This is a genomic window from Pseudomonas sp. 2957 (genome assembly GCF_031456345.1).
GTDB classification, from domain to species: Bacteria; Pseudomonadota; Gammaproteobacteria; order Pseudomonadales; family Pseudomonadaceae; genus Aquipseudomonas; species Aquipseudomonas siliginis.
Map to the genome: position 1 here is coordinate 269,713 of NZ_JAVDUL010000007.1, position 21,378 is coordinate 291,090.

The 21,378-nt window shown below is 59.7% G+C and carries 22 protein-coding genes; 13 read left to right on the top strand and 9 right to left on the bottom strand.

What is annotated here, in order from left to right:
- The first annotated feature begins 20 nt into the window (after positions 1-20).
- Positions 21-1,358, top strand: a complete 1,338-nt coding sequence (gene gdhA, locus J2Y39_RS24310) for an NADP-specific glutamate dehydrogenase (protein WP_305381559.1) — start codon at positions 21-23, stop codon at positions 1,356-1,358.
- On the opposite strand, the gene J2Y39_RS24315 is transcribed toward gdhA, so the two are convergent.
- The 4 genes from J2Y39_RS24315 to J2Y39_RS24335 all read right to left on the bottom strand — a co-directional run bounded on the left by J2Y39_RS24315 (position 1,355) and on the right by J2Y39_RS24335 (position 4,934).
- Positions 1,355-1,849: a GreA/GreB family elongation factor gene (locus J2Y39_RS24315; protein ID WP_110646711.1), complete on the bottom strand. Its 495-nt coding sequence runs from the start codon at positions 1,847-1,849 to the stop codon at positions 1,355-1,357. The two genes, gdhA and J2Y39_RS24315, sit on opposite strands and share 4 nt — an antisense overlap.
- Before the next feature lie 70 nt (positions 1,850-1,919).
- Positions 1,920-2,276, bottom strand: a complete 357-nt coding sequence (locus J2Y39_RS24320; protein WP_056790510.1) for a hypothetical protein — start codon at positions 2,274-2,276, stop codon at positions 1,920-1,922.
- Positions 2,277-2,495: 219 nt separating this feature from the next.
- Positions 2,496-4,349 (bottom strand): DUF4105 domain-containing protein, encoded by a 1,854-nt coding sequence (locus tag J2Y39_RS24330; protein ID WP_305381556.1) that lies wholly within the window; start codon positions 4,347-4,349, stop codon positions 2,496-2,498.
- Positions 4,350-4,445: 96 nt separating this feature from the next.
- Positions 4,446-4,934 (bottom strand): DUF3015 domain-containing protein, encoded by a 489-nt coding sequence (locus J2Y39_RS24335; protein WP_016773112.1) that lies wholly within the window; start codon positions 4,932-4,934, stop codon positions 4,446-4,448.
- A 302-nt stretch (positions 4,935-5,236) separates the two neighbouring features.
- Between J2Y39_RS24335 and J2Y39_RS24340 the strand changes: the two genes are divergently transcribed.
- Positions 5,237-7,675 carry a Lon protease family protein gene (locus tag J2Y39_RS24340; protein WP_016773113.1) on the top strand — a complete coding sequence of 813 codons (2,439 nt, stop codon included), beginning with the start codon at positions 5,237-5,239 and terminating at the stop codon, positions 7,673-7,675.
- 324 nt (positions 7,676-7,999) lie between these two features.
- Entirely contained in the window at positions 8,000-8,320 is a 321-nt protein-coding gene (locus J2Y39_RS24345) for a hypothetical protein (protein ID WP_016773114.1), read from the top strand.
- Here the strand turns inward: J2Y39_RS24345 and J2Y39_RS24350 are convergent.
- Positions 8,317-10,146 carry a hypothetical protein gene (locus tag J2Y39_RS24350; protein ID WP_310220168.1) on the bottom strand — a complete coding sequence of 610 codons (1,830 nt, stop codon included), beginning with the start codon at positions 10,144-10,146 and terminating at the stop codon, positions 8,317-8,319. The genes J2Y39_RS24345 and J2Y39_RS24350 overlap by 4 nt on opposite strands.
- 160 nt (positions 10,147-10,306) lie before the next feature.
- On the opposite strand from J2Y39_RS24350, the gene J2Y39_RS24355 reads away from it, so the two are divergent.
- From J2Y39_RS24355 to J2Y39_RS24365, 3 genes are all read left to right on the top strand, one after another.
- Positions 10,307-10,795, top strand: a complete 489-nt coding sequence (locus tag J2Y39_RS24355) for a TIGR00645 family protein (RefSeq protein ID WP_016773116.1) — start codon at positions 10,307-10,309, stop codon at positions 10,793-10,795.
- Between the two features lie 130 nt (positions 10,796-10,925).
- Positions 10,926-11,231 carry a DUF6482 family protein gene (locus tag J2Y39_RS24360; RefSeq protein WP_150638478.1) on the top strand — a complete coding sequence of 102 codons (306 nt, stop codon included), beginning with the start codon at positions 10,926-10,928 and terminating at the stop codon, positions 11,229-11,231.
- 120 nt (positions 11,232-11,351) lie between these two features.
- A complete protein-coding gene (locus J2Y39_RS24365; protein ID WP_039761705.1) occupies positions 11,352-11,969 on the top strand; it encodes an FKBP-type peptidyl-prolyl cis-trans isomerase in 618 nt (205 codons plus the stop codon).
- Positions 11,970-12,106: 137 nt separating this feature from the next.
- Here the strand turns inward: J2Y39_RS24365 and J2Y39_RS24370 are convergent, their stop codons facing one another.
- From J2Y39_RS24370 to J2Y39_RS24380, 3 genes are all read right to left on the bottom strand, one after another.
- The gene (locus tag J2Y39_RS24370; RefSeq protein ID WP_016773118.1) at positions 12,107-12,364 is read right to left on the bottom strand and encodes a hypothetical protein; all 258 of its coding nucleotides are present in this window, start codon (positions 12,362-12,364) and stop codon (positions 12,107-12,109) included.
- A 204-nt stretch (positions 12,365-12,568) separates the two neighbouring features.
- Positions 12,569-12,910 (bottom strand): zinc ribbon domain-containing protein YjdM, encoded by a 342-nt coding sequence (locus J2Y39_RS24375; RefSeq protein ID WP_016773119.1) that lies wholly within the window; start codon positions 12,908-12,910, stop codon positions 12,569-12,571.
- A 181-nt stretch (positions 12,911-13,091) separates the two neighbouring features.
- Entirely contained in the window at positions 13,092-14,060 is a 969-nt protein-coding gene (locus tag J2Y39_RS24380; protein ID WP_016773120.1) for a polyprenyl synthetase family protein, read from the bottom strand.
- A 241-nt stretch (positions 14,061-14,301) separates the two neighbouring features.
- Here J2Y39_RS24380 and rplU point away from each other — a divergent pair, with 241 nt between their 5' ends.
- From rplU to J2Y39_RS24405, 5 genes are all read left to right on the top strand, one after another.
- Positions 14,302-14,613 carry a 50S ribosomal protein L21 gene (rplU, locus tag J2Y39_RS24385; protein ID WP_007924746.1) on the top strand — a complete coding sequence of 104 codons (312 nt, stop codon included), beginning with the start codon at positions 14,302-14,304 and terminating at the stop codon, positions 14,611-14,613.
- Between the two features lie 35 nt (positions 14,614-14,648).
- Positions 14,649-14,906, top strand: a complete 258-nt coding sequence (gene rpmA, locus J2Y39_RS24390) for a 50S ribosomal protein L27 (protein ID WP_016773121.1) — start codon at positions 14,649-14,651, stop codon at positions 14,904-14,906.
- A gap of 193 nt (positions 14,907-15,099) precedes the next feature.
- Positions 15,100-16,323, top strand: coding sequence for an Obg family GTPase CgtA (cgtA, locus tag J2Y39_RS24395; RefSeq protein WP_016773122.1), 1,224 nt, complete (start codon positions 15,100-15,102; stop codon positions 16,321-16,323).
- Positions 16,324-16,460: 137 nt separating this feature from the next.
- Entirely contained in the window at positions 16,461-17,579 is a 1,119-nt protein-coding gene (gene proB, locus J2Y39_RS24400; protein ID WP_039761700.1) for a glutamate 5-kinase, read from the top strand.
- A 10-nt stretch (positions 17,580-17,589) separates the two neighbouring features.
- Complete coding sequence (locus J2Y39_RS24405) at positions 17,590-18,057, top strand: CreA family protein (RefSeq protein WP_039761698.1); 468 nt, start codon at positions 17,590-17,592, stop codon at positions 18,055-18,057.
- 184 nt (positions 18,058-18,241) lie between these two features.
- Here J2Y39_RS24405 and rpsT read toward each other — a convergent pair whose 3' ends face one another.
- Positions 18,242-18,514, bottom strand: a complete 273-nt coding sequence (rpsT, locus tag J2Y39_RS24410) for a 30S ribosomal protein S20 (protein WP_003228351.1) — start codon at positions 18,512-18,514, stop codon at positions 18,242-18,244.
- 252 nt (positions 18,515-18,766) lie between these two features.
- On the opposite strand from rpsT, the gene murJ reads away from it, so the two are divergent.
- On the top strand, positions 18,767-20,305 hold the full coding sequence (gene murJ / locus J2Y39_RS24415; RefSeq protein WP_310220174.1) for a murein biosynthesis integral membrane protein MurJ: 1,539 nt from the start codon (positions 18,767-18,769) through the stop codon (positions 20,303-20,305).
- A 129-nt stretch (positions 20,306-20,434) separates the two neighbouring features.
- Entirely contained in the window at positions 20,435-21,373 is a 939-nt protein-coding gene (gene ribF / locus J2Y39_RS24420) for a bifunctional riboflavin kinase/FAD synthetase (protein ID WP_016773125.1), read from the top strand.
- The last annotated feature ends 5 nt before the right edge of the window (positions 21,374-21,378 follow it).

Sequence of the window (21,378 nt, forward strand, 5' to 3'; positions counted from 1 at the left end):
AATTTGCCGAGACTTTGCCCATGATCGAATCCGTCGAATCCTTCCTTGCGCGCCTGAAAAAACGCGACCCGGATCAACCCGAATTCCACCAGGCTGTCGAAGAAGTCCTGCGCAGTCTGTGGCCGTTTCTTGAAGCCAATCCGCATTACCTGACTTCAGGCATTCTCGAGCGCATCTGCGAGCCCGAGCGCGCGGTGGTGTTTCGCGTGTCGTGGGTCGACGATCAGGGCAAGGTCCAGGTCAATCGCGGCTTCCGTATCCAGATGAACAGCGCCATCGGCCCGTACAAGGGCGGCCTGCGCTTCCATCCGTCGGTGAACCTCGGCGTGCTGAAATTCCTCGCCTTCGAGCAGACCTTCAAGAACTCGCTGACCTCCCTGCCCATGGGCGGCGGCAAGGGCGGTTCCGACTTCGATCCGAAGGGCAAGAGCGACGCCGAGGTCATGCGTTTCTGCCAAGCGTTCATGAGCGAGTTGTATCGCCACATCGGCGCCGACGTTGACGTGCCGGCCGGTGATATCGGTGTCGGTGCGCGGGAGATCGGTTTCCTCTTTGGCCAGTACAAGCGCCTGAGCAACCAGTTCACCAGCGTCCTCACCGGCAAGGGCATGACCTACGGCGGCAGCCTGATTCGCCCGGAAGCCACCGGTTTCGGCTGCGTGTACTTCGCCGAGGAGATGCTCAAGCGCCGCGGGCAGGGCGTGGAAGGCAAGCGCGTGGCGATTTCCGGTTCCGGCAACGTTGCCCAGTACGCGGCGCGCAAAGTGATGGATCTGGGCGGCAAAGTGATTTCCCTGTCCGACTCCGAAGGCACGCTGTACTGCGAGGCAGGCTTGAGCGAAGCACAGTGGCTGGCGCTGCTGGAGCTGAAGAACATCAAACGCGGGCGCATCAGCGAACTGGCGAGCGCCCATGGTCTGGAATTCCGCGCCGGCCAACATCCGTGGTCGCTGCCGTGTGATATCGCGCTGCCCTGCGCGACGCAGAACGAACTCGACGCCGAGGCCGCACGCACGCTACTGCGCAACGGCTGCGTCTGTGTGGCTGAAGGCGCGAACATGCCGACCACGCTGGAGGCTGTGGATATCTTTATCGAGGCCGGCATTCTGTTCGCACCGGGCAAGGCGTCGAATGCGGGCGGTGTTGCCGTGAGTGGTCTGGAAATGTCGCAGAACGCCATGCGCCTGCTGTGGACGGCGGGCGAGGTGGACAGCAAGCTGCACGCGATCATGCAGTCGATCCACCACGCCTGTGTGCATTACGGCGAAGATAACGGTCAGATCAATTACGTCAAAGGCGCGAACATCGCCGGTTTCGTCAAAGTCGCCGATGCGATGTTGGCGCAAGGCGTGGTTTAAGCCGGTTCGATGCGAATCACTTCGATCAGTTGGTCGCCGGCAGGCCGCTGCCATAGCACTTCATCGTTGAGCCGGGCGCCAAGCAAAGCCCGGCCCAGCGGTGAGGCCCAGTTGATCAGGCCCTGACTGGCGTCGGCCTGATCTTCGCCAACCAGTTGCACGCGGTGTTCAGTGTCGTGTTCATCGGCAAAAGTCACCCAGCTACCGATTTGGACCTTGTCGGTGGAGGTCGCAGCGACTGCGACTTGGGCGCTGCTCAGGCGTTGAGTGAAATAGCGCAGATCCCGTTGCAGATCGGCCAGACGTTGCTTGTCGGCCTGCTCGCCCTTGGCCGTTTGCTCGGCGTGCAGGCTTTGCAGCTCGGTGACCTTCGCCTGCAACTGCGCCAGACCTTGCGGGGTGACGTAGTTGGGCTGCGTGCTGACCTGACGTTCGACCGGCTGATCGGCCTGCGCGGCGGCGTTGTCTTCGTTGACGAATGCGCGACTCATGAAGTCCTCCTGTTAAAGGATTTGGGCCATGGTTGCCGGCATTTGGTTTCAACGGATGTCTGCAAACGACCTATTGCGAGCGATAAGCCCGCCCGACGTCCTGGTCCTTCTGCTGCTGCCAGGCACGTTCGCGCTCATCCCAATGTTCGTTGCGATATTGCTCGCGATCCCTGTTTTCCAGCATCGCCTGACATTGGCGGAAGCCGTCGACCCAGCCGTCGGCGTATTGCTGGTCCTTGAGATAGCGCGGCACATTCTTGCGAAACTCACCGCTGATCGAGCCCGCCGCTTGCCGGCCGCTGACGCAACCGTCATCGAAACCGTCGGCGAAGGCCGGTGGATAACCCTTAGCGATCAAGTCTTCATGGGTGGTCTGGCAACCGCCCAGCGCCAATACAACGCCCAACAATCCCACGTACCGCCACATCGCACTCTCCCGCGCCGATACTCGGCTCATAAGGAAAGTCTAGAAGGGGATTCATGAGGCGGCTGTCGAAGGCCTGTGAAAAATCCATTGCACACCACAAGGCCCCTGTGGGAGCGAGCCTGCTCGCGAAGGCGTCTTGTCAGGCAACACTGCTATTGACTGACCCACCGCTTTCGCGAGCAGGCTCGCTCCCACAGGGAGATTTACACAGGCTCGGGATCAGTAGTGATACCACTTCACTTCAAGCATGACTTCCGTTTCCGGGCTGGCGAGCTGGCTGAACTCGCGCTGCGCGCTCAGGCGCAAACCGAGGTTGCGCGAAAGCTCCCACTGCTGATTCAGGCTCAGGCTGCGGCGCACTTCGCCGTTGAAGAAGTAGTCGCCCTTGGCCTCCAGGCTCAGATTGCCCAGCGGGTTTTTCCATAGCACGCCGGTATTGAAGCCACCAGCCGGGGAAACAAACTCGGCGAAGTCATTGTTGTGTTCCACGCGTACCGTGCCCAGCGCGAAGCCGAGCACGTCTTCGCCCAACTGCCACGTGCCGCCGCCGCCACCGTTGACATGGCTGACCAGCGTCTCGTCATCATGCTTGCCCGGCACGCGCTCAAGGCCACCGGTGACTTGCCACGACAGCGGTTGCAGCAGCTCGTTGCGCGGTGTCAGCGAACGAATGGTCGCCAGGTCCAGTTGCTGCAACTGCCAGTCATTGCTTTCGTATTGGCGCAGCTTCAGTTGCAGGATCTCGATCTGCGCGCCGAGAGGAAAGCTTTCGGCGTTGTCATTGAGGTCGTGATAAGCCATGCGTAGGCCATATTCGCCAAAGGCGCGATCGCCTCGCGTACCTAGGCCGGCCTGCCAGGTGCGGGACTCGTGGCCATCTTCGGGCAGACCGGGTTGCGGAATTTCCAACTCCGGCGCCGGGTTCTTGTTGATCGCCCGCAGCAGTTCAAAACTGCGCTGCGCTCGTTGCGGGTCGCGCTCCTGACCGTTGGCGCGGTAGCGCTCCAGACGATAGGCGGCGTCGACGATCAACGCCTGACGTGCGCGCGGCAGGGCTTTGAACTTTGGCTCTTGCAGGACTTTTTGATCGGCGCTGACTTTCAGCACCCATTGCTGTTCTTCATCGCTCAACGGTTCGGCGCGGCTGAGCAGTTCACGTTCGCGGGACGGGCGATATTCGATGTGTTCGACCAGCCCGGCCTCTTTCACCGCTTTGACAGTGTCGGTCGGGATCGCGGTCAGCGGGAATTGTTCGGTCAGGCGCAGGCTCGGTCGCGCCACTTGCAGCAGTTCCAGCAAACGATACGAGCAGTTTTCGTCGAAGAAGAAGTAGTCGAACTGGATCTGCTTGAGCTCCCACACATGTTCGACCATGCGTGCGGTTTCTTCCTGAGTCAGGTTGAGGCGGTATTCCCACAGGTCGCGGTTTTCCAGGCTGCGGTATTCCGAGAGTTTTTCCTGATACGGCACCAGCGCAAACAGCCCCGGGTAGCCGCCCATCAAGCCTTTCCAGGCATACAGAATGCTGTTGTCCGAGCCTTCGATGTAGGCACCGAAGTTGATCGCGTAGCTGAGCAGCGAAGTCTTGTCGGCCTGCACATCCGCCTGATCGATGCGCAGCAGGGTGTGGCCGAACATCGACGAAGGGCTGTTGAGATACGCCGCCGGGAAGATCATCACCGCGCTGTGCGGCGAGACGTCCTTGAACCATTGCTTGTATTCGGCGCATTCGGGCGCTGGCAGGTCGGCGAGATTGAGCTGCGCTTTCAGCCAGCGTGTACGCGCCGGGTAGACGCATTGTGCGTGTTGTTCGCCGAGACTGGCCGGGGCGTACAGCGCCTGAACGGTGGCGGCCAGTTCACGGTCCGGATGTTCATTGCCGTCGGGCGCGAGAAAGAACTTCTTGTCGCTGACATAGCTGCGCCAGCCGCCGAGTTTGGCGGTTTCGTAATGACCGAGGGAAATCCAGAAGCGGTCGTTGGCCAGTTGCTGCAAACGTTGAGGATCGATGTGAGGCGCGGCGGACAGCGGGGCGCAGACACAGAGCGCCAGCCAGGCAAGGCGTTTGAGCATAGTCGGCAACTTGAACAGGAAAGAAATAAAAGACCCAAAGAGGGGCGGGCCAAAAAAACAAAACCCGCTTCCCGAAGGAAGCGGGCGGGGTCGAGCTTAAGCCTGAGTTGCGTACTTGGCCAGACGTGGGTCCGATTTCAGTACTGCCAGGGTGTTGGTATGCACGTCTTCAGCGGTCACGTCAGCTTTGCTGAAGATCTGCTGGAAGTGCTCGTGGGTCACTTGCGCGAAGTGCGCACGATCTTCCGGTGCTACGCCCAGGACCACGGCATAAGTGGTCAGCGCTTCGCCATTGCCTTTGGCCATGTCTTCGGACAGCTCGTTCATCATGCCATTCATGGCGAACCAGGATTTGCCGCCGTAGGTCAGCGATGCGTTGGTCGAGCAACCGTTGGTGCCGGAAGTCATACCGAACGTGGCGTTACCGGAAGTGCCGTTGGTGGTGGAAGCAAGGAAGTGCGCCGGGGTGCCACGCTGACCTTCGAACAGCATGTTGCCCCAACCGCAATCCGGGCCGCCCGGGGCTTGCGCCATTGCGTTGATGGATACAGCGGTGAAGAGAGTACCGAGAAGAATCCGTTTCATAGCTTTGTTCTCTTTATGTGCATACCAATGGACAGGGTTCTGGCCCTTCGCGCTCTGCCCGAGGACAGAGCCGAAAGTGTCAGTGGGCCGGTATTAGTTCCAGCCGCGCAGTTTGGAGTTTAGGCACGTTCCAGCGGTTCCGTGATTTTTTGCAAAATATTTGGAATAAACCTCTGATTTATCGGGATGCGTCGGCCGGCCGCGCGCTTGTCTATGCTTTGTCATGTGGCGCGCCTTGCCAGTGGGGCACGGGCAGCGCCAGAATGCCGCTACCTGCCCCGCCTGATTGTTAAGGAAGCCCGATGCCTGATCCTGTTGCTGCCAGCCTGCGTCTTGCGCCCGAAGCGCTGACTCGTCCGTTTTCCGCTGAACAGTTCAGCTTCACTAGCACCAATGATCTGGAGCCCTTTCGCGGTGTGCTCGGCCAGGAACGCGCGGTCGAAGCCTTGCAGTTCGGTGTGGCGATGCCACGCCCCGGTTACAACGTATTCGTCATGGGCGAGCCCGGCACTGGCCGTTTTTCGTTCGTCAAACGCTACCTGAAAGCCGAAGGCAAGCGCCTGCAGACCCCGGCGGACTGGGTCTACGTCAACAACTTCGATGAGCCGCGCGAACCGCGTGCACTGGAGCTGCCATCGGGCACGGCGGCCTCGTTCATCGGTGACATCAACGGCCTGATCGACAACCTGCTGGCGACTTTTCCGGCGGTTTTCGAACACCCGTCCTACCAGCAGAAAAAAAGCGCCATCGACCGCGCCTTCAACCAGCGCTACGACAAGGCGCTGGACATCATCGAGCGCCTGGCCCTGGAAAAAGACGTCGCCCTGTACCGCGACAGCAGCAATATCGCCTTCACGCCGATGCTCGACGGCAAGGCCCTGGACGAAGCCGAATTCGCGCAGTTGCCGGAAGCCGAGCGCGAGCGTTTTCACGATGACATTTCCGGCCTCGAAGAGCGCCTGAACGAAGAACTCGCCAGCCTGCCGCAGTGGAAGCGCGAGTCGAACAATCAACTGCGCCACCTCAATGAAGAAACCATCACCCTGGCCTTGCAGCCGTTGCTGGCGCCGCTGTCGGAGAAGTACGCGGAGAACGCCGGGGTCTGCGGTTACCTGCAAGCGATGCAGGTCTACCTGCTGAAAACCGTGGTCGAACAACTGGTCGACGACAGCAAGACCGACGCCGTCGCGCGCAAGTTGCTGGAGGAACAATACGCACCAAGCCTGGTGGTCGGGCATCCGGCCAGCGGCGGTGCACCGGTGGTATTCGAGCCACATCCGACCTACGAAAACCTGTTCGGCCGCATCGAGTACACCACCGATCAGGGTGCGCTCTACACCACTTACCGGCAGTTGCGTCCGGGTGCGCTGCACCGCGCCAACGGCGGTTTCCTGATTCTTGAAGCGGAAAAAATGCTCAGCGAGCCGTTCGTGTGGGATGCGCTCAAACGCGCCCTGCAATCGCGCAAACTGAAAATGGAGTCGCCGCTGGGCGAGATGGGCCGCTTCGCCACCATGACCCTGAATCCGCAGCACATCCCGTTGCAGGTTAAAGTCATCATCATCGGTGCGCGGCAGCTGTATTACACGCTGCAGGATCTCGATCCGGACTTCCAGGAGATGTTTCGCGTTCTGGTCGACTTCGACGAAGACATCCCGATGGTCGACGAAAGCCTCGAGCAGTTCGCCCAGCTCCTGAAAACCCGCACTTCGGAAGAAGGCATGGCGCCGCTGACCGCCGATGCGGTGGCGCGGCTGGCGACCTACAGCGCGCGGCTAGCCGAGCATCAGGGGCGCTTGTCGGCGCGCATTGGTGATCTGTTCCAACTGGTCAGCGAGGCGGATTTCATTCGCCATCTGGCCGGCGATGAAATGACCGACGCCGGCCATATCGAACGCGCCCTGAAAGCCAAGGCCACCCGCACCGGGCGGGTCTCGGCGCGGATTCTCGACGACATGCTCGCCGGAATCATCCTCATCGACACTGACGGTGCAGCAGTCGGCAAGTGCAACGGGCTGACGGTGCTGGAGGTCGGTGATTCGGCGTTCGGCGTGCCGGCGCGGATTTCCGCCACGGTCTATCCGGGCGGCAGCGGTATCGTCGACATCGAACGTGAGGTCAACCTCGGCCAGCCGATTCACTCCAAAGGCGTGATGATCCTCACCGGTTATCTGGGCAGCCGTTACGCCCAGGAATTCCCGCTGGCGATTTCGGCAAGCATTGCGCTCGAGCAGTCGTACGGTTACGTCGACGGCGACAGTGCATCGCTGGGCGAGGCGTGCACGCTGATTTCGGCACTGTCGAAAACCCCGCTCAAGCAATGTTTTGCCATCACCGGTTCGATCAACCAGTTTGGCGAAGTGCAGGCGGTCGGCGGGGTCAACGAGAAGATCGAAGGCTTCTTCCGCCTCTGCGAAGCACGCGGTCTGACCGGCGAGCAGGGCGCGATCATTCCCCAGGCCAACGTCGCCACGCTGATGCTCGATGAGAAAGTCCTCGCCGCCGTGCGCGCCGGCCAGTTCCACGTGTATGCGGTGCGTCAGGCCGATGAGGCGCTGAGCCTGCTGGTGGGCGAGCCGGCCGGAGAGCCGAACGCCGATGGCGAATTCCCCGAAGGCAGCATCAATGCCCGAGTGGTCGAGCGCCTGCGCGATATCGCCGAGATGATCAGCGAAGAGGACTTGAAAGAGGCCGAGAAGGAGCTGGCGCAGGAGGCTCTCGCCGAAGCCAAACCGGCCTGATCAGTTCACGCCAGACCCTGTGGGAGCGAGCCTGCTCGCGAAAGCGCTGTATCAATCGACGAATGAGTTGGCTGATCCATCGTCTTCGCGAGCAGGCTCGCTCCCACAATGCTTTTCCAGATTGATTTCTGCGGGGATCTTCGGGGAATGTGTCACGAGTCTGGCGCCAATATTCACACAATGACCATTCGGCGCCTTCTGGTTCCATTTGGCTTGCGCGGGACACTTTTCTTCTATTCTCAGGTCAAGGATATCGACAGTATCACTGGATCGAGCCAGTCCTCCCATGGGGGCTGAATACCGGCTTTACCGAGGGTCGCCGCCATGTCGCGCAACCTCTGTCTCACCCGTCAATGCCTGGGTCTGGTGACCCGGATCGAATGCGCCGTCAAGCCGCTGGCCGGCGACAACGGCATGTGGACGCTGCTCTTCGCGGCCGGCATGGCCGGCGAACAACCTTCCGCGATCAAAGCCCAAGGCCCTTTTCACGGCCCGGTCGCGGCCGAGTCGATTCTCGACACCATCGTTGAAAGCCTGACCTTGCATGGTTACGAACTGGCCGATGATCCGCAGATCTGGAGCCTGCACCTGCAAGCCCAGTTGCGGCAGATCAACGGCGGCCGTGGGCGCAGCCTCAACGGTTAAGGTGCTGACTGGTCGACCTGCGCCTTGTCGAGCTTGACCTCAAAACCGTATTGCACGGTGGCGAGGTCGGTGCGCTGATAGGTTTCCACGCGAGTCGGGCGACCGTAAAAATAGTGCACGCCGAGTAGCGCCGGGCCTTCTGCACTGGCGTCGTGGCTGACCGAAAGAATCTGCTTGAGGTAGTGGCCACTGTCGTCCTTGACGAAGAAACGCCATTCGTTGGCCGGGAAGGTTTTCAGGTCGACCACCAGCGTGTTGTCCTTGATCGCCAGGCCTTTGGGCAATGACTGCGCGTCGTAGGATTGCTTCGCCACCGTCGCCAGGAACAACGGCATCGAGCCCACGGCAATCGCCGGGGTTTCCGGAAACAGGTTCAGATCATATGTAATCGTCGCTTGCAGCGGATCGACCTGGTACGCCTCGGGCGGCAGTTCGATCGGCTCGTCGAGTTTGCCGCCGCGCTTTTCCGTGAAGAAAGTCACCGGGCTGACGCCGGGATTGAGTTGGTCGCCAAGCAATTCGTCATTGAAGGTGCGGCGGTGGGAAAACTCGATACGCGCCGCGCTCGGCTCTTCCACCGATTGATGAATGCGCACGCCGGCCTTCAATTGTTCCTCGGTCAGGTCCGCGCCTTTGAGCCAGTTGGCGGCGAGATCGTCATACACCACAACTGGCAGGTCCAGCGGCTGCACGGCTTTGGCCGTGGTGTGCGGATTGAAGGTGCGCACCGGCAGGTCCAGGGATTTGCGCGTCACTGTTGCCGAGGAGAAGTCGAGCACACTGACTTCCAGTGTGTCGATCGGGCCGTGGAAATACACCTTGTTGTAGCGGCGCGGGTGTTCTTTCTCGAAGGCTTGCTGTTCGTCGCTGAGCTGTTTTTCCAGGGTGTCGCTCCAGCTCTTCTGCTTCTGTAACTGCGTCAGTTGCTTCTGGTAAAACTCGACCTGCTCCGGGCTTTCGTTGATCGAACCGGCGCGCACCAGGTATTGGCCACTGGCGTCGCGGGCCTGGACGATCAGCGGATTGATCCGGGTTTCGGCGACTTCTGCCGCGAGCGGCAGGCTGTTGCTGACTTCGACCTCGGCGTAGTTTTTTTCCAGCTTGAGCAGTTTGACGCTGAGATTGTCGTTGCTGCGGGTCTGGCCGACGTCTTTCTGCGTCAGGTCGAAACTGTACAAGCGACGGGGCGCAATGACCTCGACCTGGCCTTGCAGGCTGACCGGTTGCGGCAGGCTTTTTTTGTCGACGTTGAGGCCATCGATGAACGGGTAGGTCACCGTCAGGTCATCGGGGTTGGTCACGTTGGAGCTGGACGGGCTGAGCTGAATGCCGGGGTCGGTCTCCGACCACTCCGGCTGCCAGGCGATCACCCGTTTGTTGCTCAACGTGACCGAATGCCATTCGATGCCGTGCGGGAACAGAAAACCGCCGGGAATGTTCAGGTTGAACGGGAATACCGGTTGCAGATCGGTCAGGTAATCCGAGCTGGCGTCCTTGTGCAGCACGAACAGGCCATTGATGAAGGTATCGACCAGCGCCTGCGGGGTAAGGTAGTGCTTGAGCACGGCGAGGGCGTCTGCGCCGTATTCGGTATGCGGGGTGATGTCGTCGAGCTTGAGTCGGGCGCGTTCGAGCAACAGCAGCGAACCGCCGAGTTCGGTGATGGCGTCCTTGAGCTTCGGATCGCTGATCGTGTCCAGGGACTGTTCGAAGGTGGCGGTCTTTTCGTCAAGGTTGGCGACTTGTTTTTCATCGCCGGGCGAGCAACCGCCGATGAGCAAGGCGAGGCAGATTCCGGCAGTCGTCAAGGCTGATCGCACATCCATTTCCACGCGTCCTGTCCACTTTCATTGGGCTGTCAATGCTTTGGACACTAGCAGAAAAACTTTGTCACACACACGCAGGTGGCGGATTTTCCGGCGGTTTCTGGCTGTCACAGCGGGCTGTTATACTCGCAGCCATTTCCAGCCCCTTGTGTGAGAGTCAATGGAACGCTTTATCGAAAATGCAATGTACGCCACCCGCTGGCTGCTGGCGCCGATCTACATCGGCCTGTCCCTCGGTCTGCTGGCGCTGGCATTGAAGTTCTTCCAGGAAATCATCCATATCCTGCCCAACGTCTTCGCCATGGCTGAATCCGATCTTATTCTGGTGCTGCTGTCGCTGATCGACATGGCGCTGGTGGGCGGTCTGCTGGTGATGGTGATGATTTCCGGTTACGAGAACTTCGTCTCGCAACTGGACATCGACGAAGGCAAAGAGAAGCTCAGCTGGCTGGGCACCATGGACTCGTCGTCGCTGAAGATGAAAGTCGCGGCGTCGATCGTGGCGATTTCTTCGATCCACCTGCTGCGCATCTTCATGGATGCCAAGAACGTCGATCCTGAGCATCTGATGTGGTACGTGATCATTCACATGACTTTTGTGGTGTCCGCGTTTGCCATGGGTTACCTGGACAAGGTCACCAAGCACTGATCAGCCGATCAAGGCAAAAGAGCCGCCCGTCTGTTGCGAAACAGACGGGCGGTTTAGTTTGTGGCTTGTGCTTTCAAGCGCACCGGCCTATCCCTGTAACGGTGTGATTCGCCATGTGTGAGGTGCTTCCATGAACCTGCAAGAGTTGAACGCGTTTGCTGTTGCCAGGAAGGTCGATGAGTTGAACCTGATCTCGATGGAGGGTGGCATTTACCTGTTGGAAGCGAGGATGCATGGGGCGGCGTATCCGTTGAGCGATCTCAAGGGCAATATGCTGACGCTGCGCTCAGTGGAGCACGCGCGGGATCTGCTGCATGCCTTTCCGGTACTGCCCTTCAATCTTGTGCACACCTCGGTCCACGACGAAATGTGTGGCCTGGTCGGTGACCTCGATGAAAGCCTGAAAGTGCCGCTCGCCTGGCGCTCGGCCCTGTAGCCCCGGCCCCAAGTCCGGGGTATCTGTGCTAGTCTGCTCGCCCTTTTGGTTCCGGGCGCGCCGGGACGCGCTGTGCACGCACGGCAAGTCCTGTGGCCGTCCGCACAGCGGAGCAGTGTCATGTCCGAAGTAAATCTGTCCACCGACGAAACCCGCGTCAGCTACGGTATCGGCCGTCAACTCGGCGACCAGCTGCGCGACAACCCGCCACCGGGTGTCAGCCTGGACGCGATCCTGGCCGGTCTGACCGACGCTTTCGCCGGCAAGCCAAGCCGTGTTGGCCAGGAAGAAATGTCCGCCAGCTTCAAGGTGATCCGCGAGATCATGCAAGCCGAAGCAGCGGCCAAGGCTGAAGCCGCGGCTGGCGAAGGCCTGGCCTTCCTCGCCGAAAACGCCAAGCGTGACGGCATCACCACCCTGGCTTCCGGCCTGCAATTCGAAGTGCTGACTCAGGGCGAAGGCGCCAAGCCGACCCGTGAAGACCAGGTACGTACGCATTACCACGGCACCCTGATCGACGGCACTGTGTTCGACAGCTCCTACGAGCGCGGCCAGCCTGCAGAATTCCCGGTTGGCGGCGTGATCGCTGGTTGGACCGAAGCCCTGCAACTGATGAATGCCGGCAGCAAATGGCGCCTGTACGTGCCGAGCGAACTGGCTTACGGCGCACAAGGCGTGGGCAGCATCCCGCCGCACAGCGTTCTGGTATTCGACGTCGAGCTGCTCGACGTTCTGTAATACCGAGCCTGCCTTGGTGGCAGGCTAACCCTGTGGGAACGAGCCTGTTCGCGAAGGCGGTGTGTCAGTCAACTCAATCGTCGACTGCAAATCCATCTTCGCGAGCAGGCTCGCTCCCACAGATTTTGTATTACCGCTCATATTTCGATCTTGTTGTGCAGCTCATTGGTCGGGCGCAACGCCCGGGCATAGCAGAACAGGAACAGATTGCGCACCAGCTCCTTGAGTACCAGCGGCTCGCTGGAATTGAGGCTGCTGACGTCCAGATCACCTTGATCCTGCAGCTCATGCAAGGCTTCTTCTTCAAGCACCGCACAGACTTCGCCGGTTTCCCGATGGAGGATTCTGAGGTACGGGTGTGGGCGATCCAGCCAGGCGTCGATCAAATAAGTCATGGGTCTCATCTCCTTGAAAGGTTTCAATGAGAATAATTCTTATTCATTAAATAGCAAGTGCCTATTGGCGGATCGTGGATTTTTCCGGGTAAAGGTTGTGTCAGGTCAAAATGGCTGGCTGATGGCCATGCGCGAATTCATTGAGCTGGAGCGGGGAGGGCAAAGCTCCATCCCACGACTGGCGCGGGATGGCTGACGCAAGGCTCAGACTTTTCTGACGAACTCGGATTTGAGCTTCATCGGGCCGATGCCGTCGATCTTGCAGTCGATGTCATGATCGCCGTCGCACAGGCGGATGTTCTTGACCTTGGTGCCGACCTTGACCACCAGCGACGTGCCTTTGACCTTGAGGTCCTTGATCACGGTGATGGTGTCGCCGTCCTGCAGGACGTTGCCGACCGAATCTTTCTTCACGGCATCATCGGCCGCCACTTCGGCTTCGCCGCTGGCAGACCACTCGTGGGCGCACTCGGGGCAGACCAGTTGGGTGCCGTCTTCGTAGGTATATTCGGAATTGCATTTCGGGCAGGGTGGCAACGTGCTCACTAAGGTTCCTTGGGTATCAGGAGGACTAAAGGGCGCACATTGTATAGGGTTTTACGCGGAGGAGGGCATAGCGCAGAAACAACTGTGGGAGCGAGCCTGCTCGCGAAAGCGCTGTGTCAGTCAACATTGAGTCGATTGGCAGATTGCTTTCGCGAGCAGGCTCGCTCCCACAGGGGATGAATCAGTGCGTGCGGGCGACGGCGAACTCGCTCAATTCAACCAGCGCATCGCGGTATTCGCTGGCCGGCAGCGCCTCGAGGCACTTGATCGCGCGGGCCACGTAATCGCGGGCCAGTTGCGCGGTGTACTCCAGCGAGCCGGACGCTTCGACGGCGATGCGGATGCTTTCCAGGTCTTCGATCCCGCCTTTCTGGATCGCCTGACGCACCAGTGCCGCCTGCTCGGCTGTACCTTCGCGCATGGTGTAGATCAGCGGCAGGGTTGGCTTGCCTTCGGCCAGATCGTCGCCGACGTTCTTGCCCAGGGTTTCCGCGTCGCCTTTATAGTCGAGCAAGTCATCAACCAGCTGGAACGCCACACCCAGGTGATCGCCGAACGTGCGCAGGGCTTCGCTCTGCTCGGCGGTCGCACCAGCCAGGGCGGCGGCGCTGTGGGTCGACGCTTCGAAGAGCATTGCGGTCTTGCCGCGGATGACTTCCATGTAGGTTTCTTCGCTGGTGCTGGCGTCTCGCACCTTGGACAGCTGCAACACTTCGCCTTCAGCGATAATCCGCGTGGCTTGAGACAAAATCTTCATCACCGGCATCGAGCCCAGTTCGACCATCATTTCGAACGAGCGCGAATACAGGAAGTCGCCGACCAGCACGCTCGGGGCATTGCCCCACATGGCGTTGGCGGTCGAGCGGCCACGGCGCATGCCGGACATGTCGACGACGTCGTCATGCAGCAAGGTCGCGGTGTGCAGGAATTCGATGGTGGCGGCCAGCAGGCGCATGTCGTCGCCTTCGCGACCCAGGGCCTTGCCACACAGCAACACTAATAAAGGACGCAGGCGTTTGCCGCCGGCCGACGTGATGTAATCGCCGATTTTCGATACCAGCGGCACTCGAGACGTCAGCTGCTTCTTGATGATGCCGTCGACGGCGCTAAAATCGTCCGCCACCGCGCGGTAGAAAGCTTGGGGTTGCATCAGCGAGAGTCGCTCCAGAAGGGTTGCGCGGCATGCTAGGACCCCCGTCCAGACCTGTCAAGGCGCGATGGACGGCCACTTGCGCGAGGCAGATTGCTTGCGTACAATCGCGCACCCTGAACTTCCTGGGCAGCACCTGCCTTACGCAATTGCACTTGGGCCGTTCCAGCCCCATGCAGCCATGCCAGCCAATACCTCTTCTTATAAAGAGCTGGGTGAGCAGGATTATCGGAGAAATACCATGTACGCAGTAATCGTTACCGGCGGTAAGCAATACAAGGTCGCTGAAGGTGAATACCTGAAGATCGAAAAACTGGAAATCGCTACTGGCGAATCCGTGACTTTTGATCGCGTTCTGCTGGTCGCCAACGGCGACGACGTGAACATCGGCGCACCAGTTGTTGCTGGCGCAACCGTCAAGGCTGAAGTGATCTCCCAAGGTCGTCACGATAAAGTCCGCATCATCAAGTTCCGTCGCCGTAAGCACCACATGAAGCGTATGGGCCACCGCCAGTGGTTCACCGAGATCAAAATCACCGGTATTCAGGCTTAATTACAGCCTAATTCCTCACTAGGAGAATTGAACTCATGGCACACAAAAAAGCTGGTGGTAGTACCCGTAACGGTCGCGACTCAGAAGCCAAACGCCTTGGCGTGAAGATGTATGGCGGCCAGGTCATCAAGGCCGGCAACATCATCGTGCGTCAGCGCGGCACCCAATTCCACGCTGGCTACGGCGTTGGCATGGGCAAGGATCACACTCTCTTCGCTAAAATCGAAGGCGTGATCAAGTTCGAAGTAAAGGGCGCCTTCGGTCGTCGTTACGTGAGCGTAATCGCGGCTTAATCGCGAGATCGCTGGAGAAGCCCTGTCTTGCGACGGGGCTTTTTCGTTTGTGGGGTGAGTCTCTTGCAAAGCTGTTTGTATGGGCTGTCGGCGTGCGATGCAGGTCGTGTCTTGGGGTCGCTGCGCTCATTTTTGCAAGAGTCTTATGTCTTGATTGTTTTTCGGCTCGTCCGTACGGCGAGAGGCGTTGGTTATGAAGTTTGTTGATGAAGTATCGATTCGCGTAAAGGCCGGTGACGGTGGCAACGGTGCCATGAGTTTCCGCCGGGAAAAATTCATTGAAAACGGCGGTCCGAACGGCGGTGATGGCGGTGACGGCGGTTCCATCTACATGATGGCCGACGAAAACCTCAACACCCTGGTCGACTACCGTTACACCCGTCACTTTGATGCCGAGCGTGGCTCCAACGGCGGCAGCACCGACTGCACCGGCAAGAAGGGCGAAGACCTGATCCTGCGCGTGCCGGTCGGCACCACCGTGATCGACTCTGCCACCCAGGAAGTCATCGGCGACCTGACCAAGGCCGGTCAGAAACTGATGGTAGTGCAGGGCGGCTGGCACGGTCTGGGCAACACCCGTTTCAAATCCAGTACTAACCGTGCACCGCGTCAGACCACGCCAGGCAAGCCGGGCGAGCAGCGCGACCTGAAACTGGAAATGAAAGTGCTGGCCGACGTCGGTCTGCTGGGCTTGCCGAACGCCGGTAAAAGTACCTTTATCCGTTCGGTCTCGGCGGCCAAGCCGAAAGTCGCCGACTACCCGTTCACCACGCTGGTGCCGAACCTGGGTGTGGTCAGCGTCGATCGTTGGAAGAGCTTCGTCATTGCCGACATTCCGGGTCTGATCGAAGGCGCTTCCGACGGTGCCGGCCTGGGCATTCGCTTCCTCAAGCACCTGGCGCGTACGCGTCTGCTGCTGCACCTCGTCGACATGGCGCCGCTGGATGATTCCAGTGCTCCGGACGCGGCTGAAGTGATCGTCAACGAGCTGATCAAATTCAGCCCGTCGCTGGCCGAGCGTGATCGCTGGCTGGTGCTGAACAAGTGCGACCAGATTCTTGAAGAAGAGCACGATGCTCGCGTCAAGGAAATCGTTGATCGCCTGGAATGGACCGGTCCGGTGTACGTGATCTCGGCCATCGCCAAGATCGGTACCGAGCGTCTGTGCCACGACATCATGCGTTACATGGAAGACCGTGCCGATCGCCTCGCCGCAGATCCTGCATACAAGGAAGAGCTGGCCGATCTCGATCAGCGCATCGAAGACGAAGCCCGTGCGCAGTTGCAGGCGCTGGACGACAAGCGTGCCCTGCGTCGCAGTGGCGTGAAGTCGGTCCATGACATCGGCGACGATGACTGGGACGAAGAAGATGTGGATGACGAAGACGGTCCGGAAATCATTTACGTGCGTGACTGATCCGTTGCGATAAACTTGAACGCCGCTCAATCGAGCGGCGTTTTAGTATCCGGAAATCGATCGTTGGTCAGCAATCGCCACGATTAACGTCACGGGCAGTGCCAGGTCGCGCTGCCCTCAAGCTAAGGTTGAAGATGATGCGGAGCAAGGTGACAGGTGCGCAGCGTTGGGTCGTGAAGATCGGCAGCGCTTTGCTGACAGCTGACGGCAAAGGGCTGGATCGCGCGGCAATGAGTGTCTGGGTCGAGCAGATGGTGGCGCTGCATGAGGCGGGCGTCGAGCTGGTGCTGGTGTCCTCCGGGGCGGTAGCGGCCGGCATGAGTCGCTTGGGCTGGACCGCACGACCCAGTGCCATGCACGAGCTCCAGGCGGCCGCTGCAATCGGTCAGATGGGGTTGGTGCAGGCGTGGGAGTCGAGCTTCGCCGAGCATGGCCGGCACACTGCACAGATTCTCCTGACCCACGACGACCTGTCCGACCGCAAGCGCTACCTCAATGCCCGAAGCACCTTGCGTGCACTGGTCGAGCTGAAAGTCATTCCGGTGATCAACGAAAACGACACTGTGGTCACCGATGAAATCCGTTTCGGCGACAACGACACGCTGGCGGCGCTGGTGGCCAATCTGGTCGAGGCCGATCTGCTGGTGATCCTCACTGATCGCGACGGCATGTTCGACGCCGATCCGCGCAACAATCCCGATGCGCAGCTGATTTATGAAGCGCGCGCCGATGATCCGACGCTCGATGCGGTTGCAGGTGGTACCGGCGGTGCGCTGGGGCGTGGCGGCATGCAGACCAAGTTGCGTGCGGCACGCCTGGCAGCGCGTTCCGGTGCGCACACCATCATCGTCGGCGGGCGCCTTGAGCGTGTGCTCGATCGCCTGAAGGCGGGCGAGCGCATTGGCACGCTGCTATCGCCGGAGCGTGGCATGCTCGCGGCGCGCAAGCAGTGGCTAGCCGGTCATCTGCAAACCCGTGGAACTCTGGTGCTGGATGAGGGGGCGGTGTCGGCGTTGTCCAAGGGCAACAAAAGTCTGCTGCCGGTGGGGGTGAAACTGGTTCAAGGCAGTTTCCGTCGCGGTGAGATGGTCGTCTGTGTGGCGCCGGACGGTCGGGAGATCGCTCGGGGTCTGGCCAATTACAGCGCCCTGGAAGCGCAAAAAATCATCGGTCAGTCGTCGGATGCGATTGTCGGTTTGCTCGGTTACATGGCGGAGCCGGAACTGGTTCACCGTGACAACCTGATTCTGGTCTAAGGAAAATTCGATGCGTGTAGCGAAAGGATTGTTGGGTCTGCTGATGGCCATGCCATTGCTGGCCTCGGCCGAGGAAATCGGTCAGGTGTCGACGGTGTTCAAGTTTGTCGGGCCGAATGACCGGATCGTGGTCGAGGCCTTCGACGATCCGAAAGTCGAGGGCGTGACCTGCTACCTGTCGCGCGCCAAGACTGGTGGAGTGAAGGGTGGTCTTGGTCTGGCCGAGGATCGCGCAGAAGCGTCGATCGCTTGTCGCCAGGTCGGGCCGATCAAATTCAAGGGTGAGCTGAAGGATGGCGATGAGGTGTTCAAGGAGCGCACTTCGCTGGTGTTCAAGACCATGCAGGTGGTGCGTTTCCTCGACAAGAAGCGCAACACGCTGGTGTACCTGGTCTACAGCGATCGCTTGATCGAGGGTAGTCCGCAGAATGCGGTGACTGCCATCCCGATCCTGCCGTGGGTGCCGGTCCAGCAATAAGCGCCACCAATCCGAACTGTGGGAGCGAGCCTGCTCGCGAAGAGGTCATGTCGGTCGATAGAAGTATCAACTGGCAGATCGCATTCGCAAGCAGGCTCGCTCCCACACTTTTTTGCCTGTAGCTTGTTAAATCACAGGCAATAAAAAACCGACCCTGAGGTCGGTTTTTTAATGACTACGTCGATTAAGCGGCTTCTTTCAGCGCTTTGACGTGGCCATTCAGACGGCTCTTATGACGAGCAGCCTTGTTCTTGTGGATGATGCCTTTATCGGCCATACGGTCGATAACTGGCACAGCCAGAACGTATGCAGCTTGAGCTTTTTCAGCGTCTTTTGCGTCGATGGCCTTAACTACATTCTTGATGTAGGTACGAACCATGGAACGCAGGCTGGCGTTGTGGCTGCGACGCTTCTCAGCCTGTTTTGCACGTTTTTTGGCGGAAGGTGAGTTGGCCACCGTCGAGCTCCTCGAAAGACTTTTTAGGAAATAGCAAACAAAATAGGCCGCGAATCATGCCGATGAAGACTTGTCTTGTCAAGGGCACTTGAATCGTTCCGCTAAGTGGTAGGTATAAAGAGGCGGGATATTTATTTCCGGCGCTTGACCTGTAAACTCGCGAGCTTTGGCTCTGTGCTGTTGCGGCGCGGAGTATCGCACAAGTAGGCGCATTGTTCGCCTGCTGTTTATCGACAGGCACAAACTCTCTCAATGAATCTGCTCAAATCGTTGGCCGCCGTCAGCTCTATCACGATGCTTTCCCGGATTCTGGGTTTTGTTCGTGACACGCTGATCGCGCGGATATTCGGCGCCGGGATGGCCACGGATGCCTTCTTTATTGCGTTCAAACTGCCCAACCTGCTGCGGCGCATCTTTGCCGAAGGGGCTTTCTCCCAGGCGTTCGTGCCGATCCTGGCCGAATATAAAAGCCAGCAGGGCGAAGAGGCGACGCGTACCTTTATTGCCTATGTATCGGGCCTGTTGACGCTGGTGTTGGCGGTTGTGACTGCACTGGGCATGATCGCCGCCCCTTGGGTGATCTGGGCCACGGCGCCCGGTTTTACCGATACCCCGGAAAAATTCCAGCTCACCTCCGATCTGTTGCGGGTGACCTTTCCTTATATATTGCTGATCTCGCTGTCGTCGCTGGCCGGCGCGATTCTGAATACCTGGAACCGCTTCTCGGTGCCGGCCTTCGTACCGACTCTGCTCAACGTCAGCATGATCGTGTTTTCGCTGTTCCTCACGCCGTATTTCGATCCGCCGGTCATGGCTCTTGGCTGGGCGGTGCTGGTAGGTGGTCTGGCGCAGTTGCTGTATCAGCTGCCGCACCTGAAAAAGATCGGCATGCTCGTGCTACCACGCCTGAACCTGCGCGACAGCGGCGTGTGGCGGGTGATGAAGCAGATGCTGCCGGCGATTCTCGGCGTGTCGGTCAGTCAGATTTCGCTGATCATCAACACCATCTTCGCCTCGTTTCTGGTCGCAGGTTCGGTGTCGTGGATGTATTACGCCGACCGCTTGATGGAATTGCCGTCGGGCGTATTGGGCGTGGCGCTCGGCACGATTCTTCTGCCAACGCTGGCCAAGACCTACGCCAGCAAGGATCGCCACGAATACTCGCGGATCCTCGATTGGGGGCTGCGCCTGTGCTTTGTGCTGGTGTTGCCGTGCGCGCTGGCACTGGGGATTCTTGCCGAGCCGCTGACTGTTTCGTTGTTCCAGTACGGTCAGTTCAGTGGCTTTGATGCCGAGATGACCCAGCGCGCGCTGATTGCCTATTCGGTCGGCCTGCTCGGGATTATCGTGATCAAAGTGCTGGCGCCGGGCTTTTATGCGCAACAGAACATTCGCACCCCGGTGAAAATCGCAATTTTCACGCTGGTCTGCACGCAGTTGTTCAACCTGGCGTTGATCGGCCCACTAGCCCACGCCGGCCTTGCCTTGGCGATCAGTGCCGGTGCTTGCCTGAACGCCGGGCTGCTGTTCTATCAACTGCGCAAGCAAAAGATGTATCAACCGCAACCGGGCTGGGGCAAATTCGGCTTCAAGCTGGTCGTTGCGGTGACCGTGATGTCGGCGGTGTTGCTGGCCGGCATGCATTTCATGCCCGCCTGGGATGAGGGCCATATGCTTGAGCGCTTCTTGCGCCTGGGTGCGCTGGTGGTGGCCGGTGTGGTGGCGTATTTCGGTATGTTGCTGCTGCTGGGTTTCCGTCTGCGCGACTTCAATCGCAAGGCCTTGAGCTGAGGTTTCAGCCTTTATGAGCAGGCATGGGCCGGCGGTTTTGTCGGCTCGTTCACTTTGCGTTACGGTGTTGCCTGTCGTCGGCCGTCGGGTGTGGTTATAATCGACCACTTTATGAGCAAGAAGCGCGTTATGCAGCTGGTTCGAGGCCTCCACAACTTGCGCCCCCAGCATCGGGGCTGCGTCGCCACTATTGGCAACTTTGACGGTGTTCACCGTGGTCACCAGGCTATCCTGGCCCGGCTGCGTGAGCGTGCGCTCGAGTTGGGCGTACCCAGCTGCGTGGTGATTTTCGAGCCGCAGCCACGGGAGTTCTTTGCGCCCGACACCGCTCCGGCGCGTCTGGCGCGGTTGCGCGACAAGCTGCAATTGCTGGCCGCTGAAGGCGTCGACCGGGTCTTGTGCCTCGCTTTCAACCAGCGGCTGAGCAAGCTCAGCGCCAGTGAGTTCGTCGATACCATTCTGGTCGATGGCCTTGGCGTGCAGCATCTGGAGGTCGGTGACGATTTCCGTTTCGGTTGCGACCGCCTCGGCGATTTCGATTTTCTGATGCAGGCCGGGCAGGTTCACGGTTTCACCGTCGAAGCGGCGCAAACCGTCGAGCTGGACGGCATTCGCGTCAGCAGCACGCAGGTGCGCAACGCCTTGGCTGCGGCCGATTTTGCCTTGGCCGAACGCTTGCTCGGCCGTCCGTACCGCATCGCCGGTCGCGTGCTGCATGGGCAGAAACTGGCCCGGCAACTGGGCACGCCCACTGCCAACATTCAACTCAAGCGTCGTCGCGTGCCGTTCACCGGGGTGTATCTGGTGAATGTCGATATCGACGGCAAGACCTGGCCCGGCGTCGCCAATATCGGCGTGCGCCCAACGGTGCAAGGGGATGGCAAAGCCCACCTCGAGGTCCATCTGTTAGATTTTGCCGGCGATCTGTATGACCGGCGTTTGACGGTGGTTTTCCACCAAAAGCTGCGTGAAGAGCAGCGCTTCGCCTCTCTGGAGGCATTGAAAACGGCGATCAATGCGGATGTCGCCACCGCCCGTGCACTAGCCGCACCTAGCGCCCATCGCTAATGAAG

Coding starts and splice junctions, on each gene's coding strand:
- gdhA (WP_305381559.1), top strand. CDS start 21: ATGATCGAATCCGTCGAATCCTTCCTTGCGCGCCTGAAAAAACGCGAC.
- J2Y39_RS24360 (WP_150638478.1), top strand. CDS start 10,926: ATGAACCTGCAAGAGTTGAACGCGTTTGCTGTTGCCAGGAAGGTCGAT.
- J2Y39_RS24405 (WP_039761698.1), top strand. CDS start 17,590: ATGCGTGTAGCGAAAGGATTGTTGGGTCTGCTGATGGCCATGCCATTG.
- J2Y39_RS24370 (WP_016773118.1), bottom strand. CDS start 12,364: ATGACTTATTTGATCGACGCCTGGCTGGATCGCCCACACCCGTACCTC.
- J2Y39_RS24320 (WP_056790510.1), bottom strand. CDS start 2,276: ATGTGGCGGTACGTGGGATTGTTGGGCGTTGTATTGGCGCTGGGCGGT.
- proB (WP_039761700.1), top strand. CDS start 16,461: ATGCGGAGCAAGGTGACAGGTGCGCAGCGTTGGGTCGTGAAGATCGGC.
- murJ (WP_310220174.1), top strand. CDS start 18,767: ATGAATCTGCTCAAATCGTTGGCCGCCGTCAGCTCTATCACGATGCTT.
- J2Y39_RS24340 (WP_016773113.1), top strand. CDS start 5,237: ATGCCTGATCCTGTTGCTGCCAGCCTGCGTCTTGCGCCCGAAGCGCTG.
- ribF (WP_016773125.1), top strand. CDS start 20,435: ATGCAGCTGGTTCGAGGCCTCCACAACTTGCGCCCCCAGCATCGGGGC.
- J2Y39_RS24380 (WP_016773120.1), bottom strand. CDS start 14,060: ATGCAACCCCAAGCTTTCTACCGCGCGGTGGCGGACGATTTTAGCGCC.
- J2Y39_RS24365 (WP_039761705.1), top strand. CDS start 11,352: ATGTCCGAAGTAAATCTGTCCACCGACGAAACCCGCGTCAGCTACGGT.
- J2Y39_RS24345 (WP_016773114.1), top strand. CDS start 8,000: ATGTCGCGCAACCTCTGTCTCACCCGTCAATGCCTGGGTCTGGTGACC.
- J2Y39_RS24335 (WP_016773112.1), bottom strand. CDS start 4,934: ATGAAACGGATTCTTCTCGGTACTCTCTTCACCGCTGTATCCATCAAC.
- rplU (WP_007924746.1), top strand. CDS start 14,302: ATGTACGCAGTAATCGTTACCGGCGGTAAGCAATACAAGGTCGCTGAA.
- J2Y39_RS24355 (WP_016773116.1), top strand. CDS start 10,307: ATGGAACGCTTTATCGAAAATGCAATGTACGCCACCCGCTGGCTGCTG.
- cgtA (WP_016773122.1), top strand. CDS start 15,100: ATGAAGTTTGTTGATGAAGTATCGATTCGCGTAAAGGCCGGTGACGGT.
- J2Y39_RS24330 (WP_305381556.1), bottom strand. CDS start 4,349: ATGCTCAAACGCCTTGCCTGGCTGGCGCTCTGTGTCTGCGCCCCGCTG.
- rpmA (WP_016773121.1), top strand. CDS start 14,649: ATGGCACACAAAAAAGCTGGTGGTAGTACCCGTAACGGTCGCGACTCA.
- J2Y39_RS24315 (WP_110646711.1), bottom strand. CDS start 1,849: ATGAGTCGCGCATTCGTCAACGAAGACAACGCCGCCGCGCAGGCCGAT.
- J2Y39_RS24350 (WP_310220168.1), bottom strand. CDS start 10,146: ATGGATGTGCGATCAGCCTTGACGACTGCCGGAATCTGCCTCGCCTTG.